General features: G+C 73.4%; 10 protein-coding genes. 8 read left to right on the top strand and 2 right to left on the bottom strand.

What is annotated here, in order from left to right; all coding sequences use genetic code 11:
* The first annotated feature begins 55 nt into the window (after positions 1–55).
* Both EV383_RS15490 and EV383_RS15485 read left to right on the top strand, forming a co-directional pair.
* Positions 56–1027, top strand: coding sequence for a quinone oxidoreductase family protein (locus EV383_RS15490; RefSeq protein WP_130290569.1), 972 nt, complete (start codon positions 56–58; stop codon positions 1025–1027).
* 40 nt (positions 1028–1067) lie between these two features.
* A complete protein-coding gene (locus EV383_RS15485; RefSeq protein ID WP_130290568.1) occupies positions 1068–3125 on the top strand; it encodes an alpha/beta fold hydrolase in 2058 nt (685 codons plus the stop codon).
* Positions 3126–3135: 10 nt separating this feature from the next.
* Here EV383_RS15485 and EV383_RS15480 read toward each other — a convergent pair whose 3' ends face one another.
* A complete protein-coding gene (locus tag EV383_RS15480; protein WP_242623474.1) occupies positions 3136–4008 on the bottom strand; it encodes a DMT family transporter in 873 nt (290 codons plus the stop codon).
* A gap of 91 nt (positions 4009–4099) precedes the next feature.
* Positions 4100–5083, bottom strand: coding sequence for a heme o synthase (locus tag EV383_RS15475; protein WP_130290566.1), 984 nt, complete (start codon positions 5081–5083; stop codon positions 4100–4102).
* A 426-nt stretch (positions 5084–5509) separates the two neighbouring features.
* On the opposite strand from EV383_RS15475, the gene tkt reads away from it, so the two are divergent.
* The 6 genes from tkt (at position 5510) to pgl (ending at position 13797) form a co-directional block, all read left to right on the top strand.
* Entirely contained in the window at positions 5510–7585 is a 2076-nt protein-coding gene (tkt, locus tag EV383_RS15470; protein ID WP_242623118.1) for a transketolase, read from the top strand.
* 41 nt (positions 7586–7626) lie between these two features.
* Positions 7627–8736, top strand: coding sequence for a transaldolase (tal, locus tag EV383_RS15465; RefSeq protein WP_130290565.1), 1110 nt, complete (start codon positions 7627–7629; stop codon positions 8734–8736).
* 5 nt (positions 8737–8741) lie between these two features.
* Positions 8742–10433 (top strand): hypothetical protein, encoded by a 1692-nt coding sequence (locus EV383_RS15460; RefSeq protein WP_130290564.1) that lies wholly within the window; start codon positions 8742–8744, stop codon positions 10431–10433.
* A gap of 61 nt (positions 10434–10494) precedes the next feature.
* Positions 10495–12036: a glucose-6-phosphate dehydrogenase gene (gene zwf, locus EV383_RS15455; RefSeq protein WP_130290563.1), complete on the top strand. Its 1542-nt coding sequence runs from the start codon at positions 10495–10497 to the stop codon at positions 12034–12036.
* 31 nt (positions 12037–12067) lie between these two features.
* Complete coding sequence (gene opcA, locus EV383_RS15450; protein ID WP_130290562.1) at positions 12068–13012, top strand: glucose-6-phosphate dehydrogenase assembly protein OpcA; 945 nt, start codon at positions 12068–12070, stop codon at positions 13010–13012.
* A 29-nt stretch (positions 13013–13041) separates the two neighbouring features.
* Entirely contained in the window at positions 13042–13797 is a 756-nt protein-coding gene (gene pgl, locus EV383_RS15445; RefSeq protein ID WP_130290561.1) for a 6-phosphogluconolactonase, read from the top strand.
* Positions 13798–13815: the final 18 nt, after the last annotated feature.

The raw sequence follows: 13815 nt of genomic DNA, 5'->3' as shown, positions 1-13815 counted from the left end.
CCGCTGCCGCGCGGCATGATCGCAGCGGCAGCGGTGACGGCGACGAGGAGGACGCATGCGTGCGGTGCAGGTGAACGAGGCCGGTGGACCCGAGGTCCTGACGGTCGTCGACGTGGACGACCCCACCCCCGGTGCGGGTGAGGTCCTGGTCGACGTGGCCGCGGCCGGCGTCAACTACATCGACACCTACCAGCGCCAGGGCATCTACCCGATGGACCTGCCCTACATCGCGGGCATGGAGGGCGCAGGACGCGTCTCCGCGCTCGGCGAGGGCGTCACCGACGTCGCGGTCGGCGACCGGATCGCCTGGTCGGAGACCCTCGGCAGCTACGCCGAGAAGGTCGCGGTCCCGGTCGACAAGTCCGTCCCGGTCCCCGACGGGGTCCCCGACGACGCCGCCGTCGGCGCCCTGCTGCAGGGCATGACGGCGCACTTCCTGGTCACCGACACGTTCCCGCTCGGCGGCGGCGAGACCGTCCTGGTGCACGCCGCGGCCGGTGGCGTCGGACTGCTGCTGACCCAGATGGCCTCCGCCCGCGGCGCGCGGGTGATCGCCACCGTCTCCACCGCCGAGAAGGAACAGCTCGCCCGGGGCGCCGGAGCGGCCGAGGTGATCCGCTACACCGAGGTCGACGACCTGGCCGCCGCCGTCCGCGAGCTGACCGGCGGGACCGGCGTCGACGCCGCCTACGACAGTGTCGGGAAGACGACCTTCGACGCGAGCCTGGCCAGCCTGCGCAAGCGCGGCATGCTCGTCCTCTACGGGGCGGCCAGCGGCCCCGTCCCGGCCGTCGACCCGCAGCGGCTCAACAGCGCCGGATCGGTGTTCCTGACCCGGCCGAAGCTCTTCGACCACATCGACACGACCGAGGAGCTGCGCACCCGCGCCGCGGCCGTCTACAGCGCCGTCGCCGACGGCACGCTCGACGTCCGGATCGGGCACCGGTACCCGCTGGAGCAGGCCCGCACCGCGCACGAGGACCTCCAGGGCCGGCGCACCACCGGAAAGCTGCTCCTGACCCCGTAGCGACACCACCGATGTCGGGGTCCGGTGCCAGAATCTCCCCGTGGCACGCGATCCCGAGACCCCGTTCGACGACCTGCAGACCTTCGTAGGTCTCCCCCGGCTGTCCGGGCTGGCCCTGTCCGCGGACGGGACCCGCCTGGTCACCCGGGTCTCCGAGCTCGACCCGGACCGCACCGGCTACGTCGGTGCGCTCTGGGAGCTCGACCCGGCGGGCCGGGAGCTGCCCCGGCGTCTGACCCGCGGCTCCGCGGGCGAGTCCGCGCCGGTGTTCACCCCGGACGGGGACCTGCTGTTCACCTCCGCCCGTCCGGATCCGGACGCCTCGCCCGACGCCACGGACACCCCGTCGTCGCTGTGGTCGCTGCCCGCCCACGGCGGCGAGGCGCGGCTGGTCGGCACCCGGCCCGGGGGCGTCGGCGGCGTGGTCGTGGCCCGGGAGGCCGGCACCGTCGTCGCGACGTCGTCGACGCTGCCCGGCTCGGTCGACGCCGAGGACGACGAGCGGCGCCGCACGGCCCGCACCGAGTCGAAGGTCACCGCGATCCTGCACGACGGGCACCCGGTCCGGCACTGGGACCACGACATCGGACCCGCCGTACCCCGTCTGCTCGCCGCCCCGCCGGCGGATGGCGGCGACGCCGGGGACACCGCGGCACGCCTGGACTGGACGGACCTCACACCCGAGCCCGGGCACGCGCTGGTCGAGACCGACCACGACGTCTCCCCGGACGGGCGCACCGTCGTCACCGGCTGGTACACCGCGTACGGGCACGGCGAGTGGCGGCCGTCGGTCGCCGCGATCGACGTCGCGACCGGCGAGCGCCGCGTCCTGCTCGACGACCCCTCGGCGGAGTTCTCCGGCCCGCGGATCAGCCCGGACGGCACGCGGGTGGTGGCGCTGCGCGAGACCGTGCCGTCCCCGGACCGGGCCCCGCGGATCGACCTGGTCGTGGCGGCCCTCGACGGAGGATCACCGCACGCCGGGGAGCCGGTCGCGCACGGCTGGGACCGCTGGCCCTCGGACGTGCGGTGGACCGCGGACTCCGCGGCGCTGATCGTCACCGCCGACGAGGGCGGCCGGGCTCCGCTGTTCCGGGTGGACCCCGGCACCGGGACGGTCGTGCGCCTGACCGGCGACCACGGCGCCTACACCGACCCCTGCCCGTCCCCCGACGGCCGGTGGGTCTACGCGTTGCGGGGCGCCGTCGACGCCGCGCCCGCCCCGGTCCGGGTGGACGCGCACACCGCCGACGGCGCCCCCGAGCCCCTCGTCGGGCCAGTGCCCGAGCACACCCTGCCCGGCCGGCTGACCGAGGTCACCGCGACCGCGGCCGACGGGAGCCCGCTGCGCGCCTGGCTCGCCCTGCCGGCCGACGCCGCGACCGATCCCGCGCCGCTGCTGCTGTGGATCCACGGCGGGCCGCTGAGCAGCTGGAACGCCTGGTCGTGGCGGTGGAACCCGTGGCTGATGGTCGCCCGCGGATACGCCGTCCTGCTGCCCGACCCGGCGCTGTCCACCGGCTACGGGCAGGACTTCGTGCAACGCGGCTGGGGAGGCTGGGGCGGGACGCCCTACACCGACCTGATGGCCGTCACCGACGCCGCCGAGGCCCTGCCGGAGATCGACGCCGGCCGCACCGCGGCGATGGGCGGGTCCTTCGGCGGCTACATGGCGAACTGGGTCGCCGGTCACACCGACCGGTTCCGGGCGATCGTCACCCACGCCAGCCTGTGGGCACTGGACCAGTTCGGCCCGACCACCGACCACACCGAGTACTGGCGCCACGAGATGAGCCCGGCGATGGCGGAGGCCAACAGCCCCCACCGGCACGCCGACGCGATCGTCACGCCGATGCTGGTGATCCACGGCGACCGCGACTACCGGGTCCCGATCGGCGAGGGGCTGCGCCTGTGGTGGGACCTGACGTCGCGACAGCCCGACCCGGCGACGAACCCGCACCGGTTCCTGTACTTCCCGGACGAGAACCACTGGGTGCTCTCGCCGCGGCACTCCGTGCTCTGGTACGAGACGGTGCACGCGTTCCTGGCCGTGCACGTGCTCGGCGAGGAGTGGGAGACACCCGACCTCCTGCGCTGACCGACGCCGGTCAGACCACCGGTCGGTCGGGGGCCTCGCGGTGGCCCTCCAGCAGGGACGACCGCGAGAGCACCACCACCCCGGCGACCGTCACCACCGCGGACAGGCCGGCCCCGGCCAGCCACCAGCCGCCGCGGACCTGCTCGCCCAGCGGCCCGACGCCCCAGACTGCGGCGACGAGCGGGTTGGCCAGCGTGATGCCGGGCTGCGAGGCGACCAGCCGTCCCGCCTGGACCGCGTTCTGCAGCAGGAAGAAGCCGGACGTCCCCACTGCGAGCAGGGCCCAGGTCTGCCAGGTGGTCAGGACCGCGAGCGCCCCGCCGTCCGCGACCGCGGTGACCGGCTTGACCAGCACCGCGCCCAGACCGGCCGACACCCCGGCCGCCCCGCCGTAGAGCGCGGTGCCGATACCGGGACGGGTCCGGCGTGCCACCAGCAGGGCCACGGCGATGGCGGCCAGCGTCACGCCCAGGCCGACCAGCCAGGTGAGGAGGTCGACCGACTCCGGGTCCCCGCCGGTCGGGGCGAGCGAGAGCAGCAGTCCCCCGACCCCTGCCGTCATCGCCACGATCGCGGCCCACTCCCGGGCGCCGAGACGCCCGCCGAGCAGGAGCGCCGACAGGACCAGGACCGCCGGCAGCTCCATCACCACCATCAGCTGCACCAGCGAGACGGGACCGCTCGCCAGTGCCGCCACCTGGAGCGCGTACGAGGCCACGATGGTGGCGATGCCCGCGGCCCACACCGGGCGGTGCCGCACCAGCAGCCAGAGCAGCGCCAACGAGAACCCCGCGCGGGGCGCCTCGGCCTCGGTCGCCTTGCGCAGTAGCACGATGCCCAGCGCCCCGACGACGGCCGCGGCGAGCACCAGCCCGATGACCATCACCACGAGCGCATCCCCGTCCGTCAGGAGGACGAAGGAGCCGGCCCCGGATCCCGAGGGTAGGGCCCGGGCGGGCCCGGCGCCGGGACGGTCAGAGCAGGACGGGCAGCCCGACGGCGGCGTCCACCGCGATCGCGGCGAAGAGCACGCACAGGTAGAGGTTCGAGAGGTGGAACAGCGGCATCGGCGAGATCTCGCGTCCCGCCTTCACCGACGAGTGCAGACGGTGCGCGCGGTAGACGAAGTACGCCCCGCCGAGGACCGCGACCGCGGCGTAGATCCACGAGGTGGCCGGCAGCAGGAGCAGGCTCCACGCCGCCATCACCCAGCTGTAGATCACGATCCGGATCGAGACCTGCCGCGGCGTCGCGACCACCGGGAGCATCGGGACGCCGGCGTTGGCGTAGTCCTCGCGGTAACGCATGGCCAGGGCCCAGAAGTGCGGCGGCGTCCAGAAGAAGATGACGCCGAACATCACCAGCGCCGGCCACTCGACCGTGCCGGTCACGGCCGCCCAGCCGATCACCACCGGCATGCAGCCGGCGGCACCGCCCCAGACGATGTTCTGCGACGTCCGCCGCTTGAGCAGCAGCGTGTAGACCAGCACGTAGAAGGCGATCGCGGCGACCGATAGTGCCGCGGCCAGCCAGTTCGCGGTCAGGCCCAGCCACACCGAGCTCAGCGCGCCGAGGACCAGTCCGAAGATCAGGGCGTTGCGGGTGGGCACCTTCCCGGCCGCCAGCGGGCGGCGGGCGGTGCGCTTCATCTTCTGGTCGATGTCGGCGTCGACGACGCAGTTGAGCGCGTGCGCGCTCGCCGCCGCCATCGCGCCGCCGATCAAGGTCGCGATGATCAGCCAGATCGACGGGACGCCGCGTTGGGCCAGGAACATCGCCGGAACGGTCACGACGAGCAACTGCTCGATGATCCGGGTCTTCGTCAGTCCCAGGTACGCGCGCAGCGTCGCGGAGATCCGCTCCCACCGTCCGCCGGTCGTCGCCGGCCCACCGGGCTGCGTGCCCGCGGCAGGGGGCGTCGACTCCGGCCGTCCCGGTCGGGACACGGGTGCGCTCACCTGCAGCTACCTCGCTCGGGGTCGATCGTCTCGTGGTGGTGGTGCGTGAGGTGCGCCGGCGGTTCACCGGCGTCGGGTCTCCACAACGTTCTACAGCGCGTCGAGCCTAACCGGTGGAATGCGATCCGGGGCGACCGGGTAGTCCACCCTCAGGAGATCGCGGGCGGCCGTTCGCGAACGCGACCAGAGTGTTCGTGTTCATCCCCCGGTCACCGGCATTACTGCTGGCCGGAGGCTCGCGCAGTAGGGTGCGGGTGAGCACGACGGCGGGCGGTGTGGCCTGCGTCGCACGGCCCGCGCCACCCATCGAGGCAGGCCGCCCGGGAAGCCCCGTCGTACCGCAGCGAGAAGTCCGTTCGAGAAACGAGCACAGGAGTCATCGACTTGTCCGTCACCGCAGAGTCCCCCCACTCCGGAGAGAGCGCCGTGCGCGCCCTGACCACGGCGCACGTGCCCGAGGACTGGACCGACCTGGACAGCCGGTCGGTGGACACGGTCCGGGTGCTCGCCGCGGACGCGGTGCAGAAGTGCGGCAGCGGTCACCCCGGCACCGCGATGAGCCTGGCCCCCCTGGCCTACACGCTGTTCCAGCGTGTCATGCGCCACGACCCGTCCGACCCGGAGTGGATGGGCCGCGACCGGTTCATCCTCTCGTGCGGTCACTCCAGCCTGACCCTCTACATCCAGCTCTACCTGGCCGGCTACGGCCTCGAGCGCGAGGACCTGGAGCAGCTGCGGACCTGGGGCTCGCTCACCCCCGGGCACCCCGAGGTCGGTCACACCCGCGGCGTCGAAATGACCACCGGTCCGCTGGGGCAGGGCCTCGCCTCGGGCGTCGGCATGGCCATGGCGGCACGCCGCGAGCGCGGCCTGTTCGACCCGGACGCACCCGAGGGCTCGAGCCCGTTCGACCACACGATCTACGTGGTCGCCTCGGACGGGGACATCGAGGAGGGCGTCACCAGCGAGGCGTCGTCCCTCGCCGGGCGTCAGGAGCTCGGGAACCTCACGGTGATCTACGACGCCAACGAGATCTCGATCGAGGACGACACCCGCATCGCCCTCAACGAGGACACCGCGGCCCGGTACGAGGCCTACGGCTGGCACGTCCAGACCGTCGAGGGCGGCGAGAACGTGGCCGGGATCATCGCCGCGCTCGACGCCGCGAAGGCCGAGACCACCCGTCCGTCGTTCATCGTGCTGCGCACCGTGATCGGCTACCCCGCACCGAACAAGATGAACACCGGCGCCGCGCACGGCTCCGCGCTGGGCGACGACGAGGTCCGCGAGATCAAGTCGGCGCTGGGCTTCGACCCGGACAAGGAGTTCGACGTCGACCCCGAGGTGCTGGAGAACACCCGGTCGGTCGGCGAGCGTTCCCGGGCCGAGCGCGAGAAGTGGCAGGGCTCGCTCGACGACTGGGCCGCCCGCGAGCCGCAGCGCAAGCAACTGCTCGACCGGCTCTACGCCCACCGTCTCCCGGAGGGCTGGGCCGACGTCCTGCCGCACTGGGACACCGACGAGAAGGGCATCGCGACCCGCAAGGCCTCCGGTGAGGTCCTCGGCTCGCTCGCCGACGTGCTGCCGGAGCTCTGGGGCGGCTCGGCCGACCTCGCCGAGAGCAACAACACCACCATGAAGGGCGTGGACTCGTTCGGCCCGAAGGACGCGTCCACCGGCATGTGGACCACCAGCCCCTACGGCCGCACGCTGCACTTCGGCATCCGCGAGCACGCCATGGGCTCGATCCTCAACGGCATCTCGCTGCACGGCCCGACCCGGCCCTACGGCGGCACGTTCCTCGTGTTCTCCGACTACATGCGCCCGGCCGTGCGCCTGGGCGCGTTGATGAAGACGAGCGCGATCTACGTCTGGACCCACGACTCGATCGGCCTCGGCGAGGACGGCCCGACCCACCAGCCGATCGAGCACCTCGCCTCGCTGCGCGCGATCCCCGGCCTGGCCGTGGTCCGCCCCGGCGACGCGAACGAGACCGCGTACGCCTGGAAGGCCGCCATCGAGAAGCCCGAGGACGGCCCGATCGGCTTCGCGCTGACCCGTCAGGCCGTGCCGACGCTGCCGGGCACCTCGGCCGAGGGCGTGGCCCGCGGCGGGTACGTGCTCGACGAGGCGTCGTCCGGCGTCCCACAGGTGGTGATCATCGCCACCGGCTCCGAGCTGCACCTGGCCGTGCAGGCCCGGACGGCGCTGGAGAACGAGGGCATCGGTACCCGCGTGGTCTCGATGCCGTGCGTGGAGTGGTTCGACGCGCAGGACTCCGACTACAAGGAGTCGGTGATCCCGACGGCGGTGAAGGCGCGGGTGGCGGTCGAGGCCGGCATCGCGATGCCGTGGCACCGCTTCGTCGGCGACGCCGGCCGCGTCGTCTCGATCGAGCACTTCGGTGCCAGCGCGGACCAGGCCACCCTGTTCGAGAAGTTCGGCTTCACCGGCGAGACCGTCGCCGAGGCCGCCCGGCAGTCGCTGTCCGCAGCGTCCTGACCGGCTCCCCCATCCGCATCGCCACGAGCGAAGGAGAACCCATGAGCAACGAACGACTCGCCGCGTTGTCCGCGGCAGGCGTGTCGGTCTGGCTGGACGACCTGTCCCGCGAACGCCTGACCAGCGGGAACCTCAAGGAGCTGATCGCCGACTACTCGGTCGTCGGTGTCACCACCAACCCGACGATCTTCGCCGGCGCGCTGTCCGACGGTGAGGCCTACGACCAGCAGGTCCGTGAGCTCGCCTCCCGCGGCGCCGACATCGACACCGCGATCCGCGAGATCACCGTGGCCGACGTCCAGCACGCCTGCGACCTGTTCTCCGGTACCTGGGAGACCACCGGCGGCGTCGACGGCCGCGTCTCGCTCGAGGTCGACCCCCGCCTGGCGCACGAGACCGAGAAGACCGTCACGCAGGCCCTCGACCTGTGGAAGGCCGTTGACCGGCCGAACCTGCTGGTCAAGATCCCGGCGACGGAGGAGGGCCTGCCCGCGATCACCCGGGCGATCAGCGAGGGCGTCAGCGTCAACGTCACGCTGATCTTCTCGGTCGAGCGCTACGAGCTGGTGATGGAGGCCTACATCGCCGGTCTGGAGAAGGCGCACGCCAACGGCGAGGACGTCGCCCGGATCCACTCGGTCGGGTCCTTCTTCGTCTCCCGCGTGGACTCCGAGATCGACGAGCGGCTGAAGAAGATCGGGACCGAGGAGGCGCTCGCGCTGCGCGGCAAGGCCGGGATCGCGAACTGCCGGCTGGCCTTCGCCGCCTACGAGAAGGCCTTCACCGGGTCGCGCTGGGACAACCTGGCCCAGGCGGGCGCGCACGGGCAGCGCCCGCTGTGGGCCTCGACCGGGGTGAAGAACCCGGACTACTCGGACACGATGTACGTCACCGAGCTCGCCGTGCCCAACACCGTGAACACGATGCCGGGGAAGACGCTGCGGGCCTTCGCCGAGCACGGCGAGGTCGAGGGCGACAAGGTGACCGGCACCGCGGCCGACGCGCAGAAGGTCTTCGACGACCTCGTCGCCGTGGGCATCGACCTCACCGACGTCTTCCTCACGCTCGAGAACGAGGGCGTCGAGAAGTTCGAGGGCTCCTGGACCGAGCTGCAGGACATCGTCCGCGGCCAGCTCGACGGCGCGAAGTAGCGCCGGTGTCCGACTCCCCCGGCGGAGACCGGCCCGGTCCCGAGGGGGACCGCCGCGCCCCGGTGCACGTCCACCTCGACGGTGAGCCGTTCACCGGGGCCGCACTGCGGATCGCCGGCGAGCTCGCGTCCGAGACCGTCGCGTCCCGGCTGGCCGAGGCGGACCCGAGCGTGTGGGGCCCGCCCGCGACCCACCGTCTCGGCTGGGTGCACCTGCCCCGGGCGTCGCGGCCGCTGGCCGGGCAGGTTCGCGCGCTGCGGGAGAAGTTCGTCAGCTCCGGCGCGCACCGGGTCCTGCTGGTCGGTGGCCCGGCCGCGACCGCCGGGGCCCGCGCGCTCGCCGAGCCGTCCGCGGCCCGGCTGACCGTCCTCGACGGCGCGGACCCGTCCCAGGTCGCGGACGCGCTCGCCGGGGAGCTCTCCGCCACCGTGCTGGTGGTCGCCGACGCGGCCGGGGACGACCCGGTCGTCGCCGCGGTGCACCGGGTCGTCGCCGACGCGATGGCCGAGGAGCTGTCCGACGACGACGCGGGCGCGTCCGACGATCCGGTGGCACGCGCGGCGCTCGCCGAGCGCACCGTCTATCTGACCGAGCCCGGCTCGCCGCTGGACGAGCGCGCCCGTGCCGACGGCTCGGTGGTGGTCACCACCGACGCCGACGTGCCGGAGCGGTTCTCCGCACTGGGCCCGTTCGGGCTGGTCCCGGCCGGCCTGGCCGGTGTCGACGTCGAGTCGCTGCTGGCCGGGGCGGGTGCCGCGGCACCGCTGCTGACCGCCGACGACCCGGACAACCCGGCACTCGTCCTGGCCGGGGCGCTGGTCGCGGCCCGGGGGTCGTTGCTCGCGCTGCGCGGCGCCGACGACGCTCCGGGGCAGTCCGAGTGGATCGCGCAGATGGTCTCCGGTGCCCGGGGACCGCTGGTGGTCGTCACCGACGACGACACCGGGCTGGTCCCCCCGCGGAACCCCGCGCCGTCGGACGCCCCGCCGGTGGTCGAGGTGTTCGCCGGGCGCGCCGGTGTCGCCGACGACGCCGGTGTCCGGACCTCCGGGGACCCCGGCGCCTCCGTGCTGCTCTGGCAGGTCGCGGTGGCGGTGGCCGCCCGGCGACTCGGCACCGACCCGTTCGCCCCCGCCCCGGTGCCCGCACGCGATCCCGGCGAGGCCTCGCCGTCGTTCGTCGACGGCGGGGTGGAGGTGCACGCCGGGACATGGCTCGCCGCACCGGTGGACACGGTCGGCGAGGCGCTCGCCGAGCTGGTCGCGCTCGCCCCGGAACGCGGGCACCTGGCCGTCGCCGCGTGGCTGGACCCGGAGACCGACGCGTCGGTCGCGGTCCTGCGCGGCGTCCTCGCCGAGCGCACCGGGCTGCCCACGACGTTCGGCTGGGCGCCGCGGACGTGGGCCGGCGAGGGCCGGCGTCACCTCGACCCCGGCGACTGGAGCGCCTCGCCCGGCGTCCACTGTCACCTGACCGGTGGACCGCCGGACGACATGCCGACCCCGGACCACGCGCCCGGGCTGACCGAACTGGATAGCCTGCACGCGGCACAGGCACGGTCGGTCGTGGCCGCCCTGGACGAGCACGGTCAGCCGGTCCTCCGGCTGCACCTCACCGACCGCGTCGCGGGACTGGTGACGCTCGCCCGGGCGATCCAGGACCTGCCCGTCGACCCCCGCTCCCGCCCCGCCCGGTGAGGCGGACCCACGAGCGCACGCGGAACGAGAGTTCGTACCGAGAGGAACAGGTGATCGACCGATGACCGCCGGAAACGGGGATCGGGTCAACCCGCTGCGCGACCCACGGGACAAGCGGCTGCCACGGATCGCCGGTCCCTGCGGCCTGGTGATCTTCGGCGTGACCGGGGACCTGTCCCGCAAGAAGCTGATGCCGGCGATCTACGACCTGGCCAACCGCGGCCTGCTCCCGCCGGGCTTCGCGCTCACCGGGTTCGCCCGCCGCGAGTGGGACACCCAGGACTTCGGCGAGGTCGTCTACGAGGCCGTCAAGGAGCACGCGCGCACGCCGTTCCGCCAGGAGGTCTGGGACCGGCTGTGCGAGGGCTTCCGCTTCGTGCAGGGCGCCTTCGACGACGACGACGCGTTCGACCGCCTCGAGGCGACCGTCCGCGAGCTCGACGAGGTGCGCGGCACCGGCGGCAACCACGCGTTCTACCTGTCCATCCCGCCGGGCGCGTTCCCCGTGGTGTGCAAGCAGCTCGCCCGTTCCGGGCTGTCCGACCAGGAGACCCCGGGCTGGCGCCGGGTCGTCATCGAGAAGCCGTTCGGGCACGACCTGGCCTCGGCCAGGGAGCTCAACGCCATCGTCAACGACGTCTTCCCCGAGGACTCGGTCTTCCGGATCGACCACTACCTGGGCAAGGAGACCGTCCAGAACGTGCTGGCGCTGCGGTTCGCCAACCAGCTGTTCGAGCCGATCTGGAACTCCAACTACGTCGACCACGTCCAGATCACGATGGCCGAGGACATCGGTCTGGGTGGGCGCGCCGGCTACTACGACGGCATCGGCGCCGCCCGCGACGTGATCCAGAACCACCTGCTGCAGCTGCTCGCGTTCACCGCGATGGAGGAGCCGACGTCGTTCTCCTCCGCCGAGCTGCGCGCCGAGAAGATCAAGATCCTGAAGGCCGTGAAGCTGGCCCAGCCGCTCGACGAGACGACCGCGCGCGGGCAGTACGAGGGCGGCTCGCAGGGCGGCGAGCAGGTCCCCGGTCTCAAGGAGGAGGAGGGCTTCAACCCGGAGTCCACCACCGAGACCTTCGCCGCGATCACCTGCGAGGTGGAGACGCGCCGCTGGGCCGGGGTGCCGTTCTACCTGCGCACGGGCAAGCGTCTGGGACGGCGGGTCACCGAGATCGCCGTGGTGTTCAAGCGCGCGCCGCACCTGCCCTTCGACGCCACCATGACCGAGGAGCTGGGCCAGAACGCGCTGGTCATCCGGGTGCAGCCGGACGAGGGCGTCACCATGCGCTTCGGGTCCAAGGTGCCGGGCAACCAGATGGAGGTCCGCGACGTCACGATGGACTTCGGCTACGGCAGCGCGTTCACCGAGGCATCGCCGGAGGCCTACGAGCGCCTGATCCTCGACGTCCTGCTCGGCGAGCCGTCGCTGTTCCCGGTGAACGAGGAGGTCGAGCGGTCCTGGGAGATCCTCGACCCGGTGATCGAGCACTGGGCGGCGAACAAGAAGGGCCCGGACGCCTACCCCGCGGGGAGCTGGGGCCCGGACTCGTCGGCGGCCATGCTCGCCCGCACCGGCCGCGTCTGGCGCCGGCCGTGAGCCCCATCCCTTCCCGGCGAGGAGCCGACACATGATCATCGATCTTCCGTCGAGCAACACCTCGGCGGTCAACCGCAAGCTCGTGGAGCTGCGCGAGTCCGGCGGCGTGTTCGCGCTGGGCCGTGTCCTGACGCTCGTCGTCGTCACCGAGGACGGCCGGGAGATGGAGCGCGCCGTCGAGGCCGCGAACCAGGCCAGCCGCGAGCACCCCTGCAGGGTGATCGTGCTGGCCCGCGGGCAGCGTCGCGCGGCCCCACGGCTCGACGCCCAGATCCGGGTCGGCGGTGACGCCGGGGCCAGCGAGGTCGTCGTGCTGCGCGGATACGGGCCGCTGGCCGAGGAGAGCGCGGGCGCCGGCATGGTGATGCCGCTGCTGCTCCCCGACGCTCCGGTCGTCGCGTGGTGGCCCGGCGAGGCGCCCGCGAACCCGTCCCAGGACGCGATCGGCAAGCTCGCCCAGCGGCGGATCACCGATGCACTGGCGTCGAAGAACCCGACGAAGGCCTTCGAGCAGCGCCGCAAGGACCACGTCGCCGGCGACACCGACCTGACGTGGACGCGGCTCACGCACTGGCGGGCCCAGCTCGCCGCGGCGCTCGACGTGCCGCCCTACGAGGACGTGACGTCCGCGGTCGTCGCCGGCGAGGCGATCTCACCGTCCACGGAGCTGATCGCGGGCTGGCTGGCCTCGGCGCTCGGGGTGAAGGTGAAGCGCTCGCCGTCGGAGAAGAACCAGGGCCTCGCGCTGGTCCGGCTGGTCCGCGCGTCGGGCCCGGTCGAGATCTCCCGGCCGGACGGCAAGACCGCGACGCTGATCCAGCCCGGGCAGCCGGACCGGCTGATCGCGCTGTCGCGGCGCGACGTGGCGGACTGCCTGTCCGAGGAGCTGCGCCGCCTGGACCCCGACGAGGTCTACCACGAGGCCCTGAACGGCATCTCGTCCGTCAGCCGGGGCCGCACCCCGGTCAAGGTCTGAGCCCCGCACCGCAGAACAAGGAGACGCCCGTGTCCGACACCGAGATCGCCGTCCACGCCGACGCCGACAACCTGGCCGCCGCCGTGGCCGCGCGCCTGGTCACCCGCCTGATCGAGCTGCAGACCGAGGGCCGGGTCCCGCGGATCGTGCTGACCGGTGGCGGTGTGGGCATCGACCTGCTGCGCCGGCTGCGCGAGCTGCCCGACCAGCAAGCCGTCGACTGGGGGCGGGTGGAGCTGTTCTGGGGTGACGAGCGCTTCGTCGCCCCCGACGACCCCGAGCGCAACGACCTGCAGGCCCGCGAGGCCCTGCTCGACCACGTCGCGCTCGACCCGGCCCGGGTGCACCCGATGGGCGCCGACACCGGGTCCGGGCCGTCCGGGGCGGAGAAGGCGGCACAGGAGTACGCGGACCTGCTCTCCGGTCTGGCCGGCCCCGGTGCCGCCGTGCCGGGCTTCGACGTCGTGCTGCTCGGCATGGGCGGCGAGGGGCACACGCTCTCGGTGTTCCCCGACTCCCCCGCCGTGCACGAGACGCGCCCGACCGTCGTGGCCGTGCACGACTGCCCGAAGCCGCCGCCGGACCGGGTGTCGCTGACGCTGGCCGTGCTGGACCGCGCGCACGAGGCGTGGGTGGTCGTCGCCGGTGACGCGAAGGCCGACGCCGTGGCGGCGGCCGTCGGCGGTGCGTCGGAGACCGACGTCCCGGTCGCGGGGGCCCGACGGGCCGGCACCACCCGCTGGCTGCTCGACACCGAGGCGGCGGCGAAGATCTCCGAGCGGTGACCGCACCGCCCGTGTGAC

Source organism: Pseudonocardia sediminis (assembly GCF_004217185.1).
Classification (GTDB): Bacteria; Actinomycetota; Actinomycetes; order Mycobacteriales; family Pseudonocardiaceae; genus Pseudonocardia; species Pseudonocardia sediminis.
This window is presented reverse-complemented; position numbering and strand designations above follow the sequence as displayed.

Coding starts and splice junctions, on each gene's coding strand:
- EV383_RS15490 (WP_130290569.1), top strand. CDS start 56: ATGCGTGCGGTGCAGGTGAACGAGGCCGGTGGACCCGAGGTCCTGACG.
- EV383_RS15480 (WP_242623474.1), bottom strand. CDS start 4,008: ATGGTCATCGGGCTGGTGCTCGCCGCGGCCGTCGTCGGGGCGCTGGGC.
- tal (WP_130290565.1), top strand. CDS start 7,627: ATGAGCAACGAACGACTCGCCGCGTTGTCCGCGGCAGGCGTGTCGGTC.
- zwf (WP_130290563.1), top strand. CDS start 10,495: ATGACCGCCGGAAACGGGGATCGGGTCAACCCGCTGCGCGACCCACGG.
- opcA (WP_130290562.1), top strand. CDS start 12,068: ATGATCATCGATCTTCCGTCGAGCAACACCTCGGCGGTCAACCGCAAG.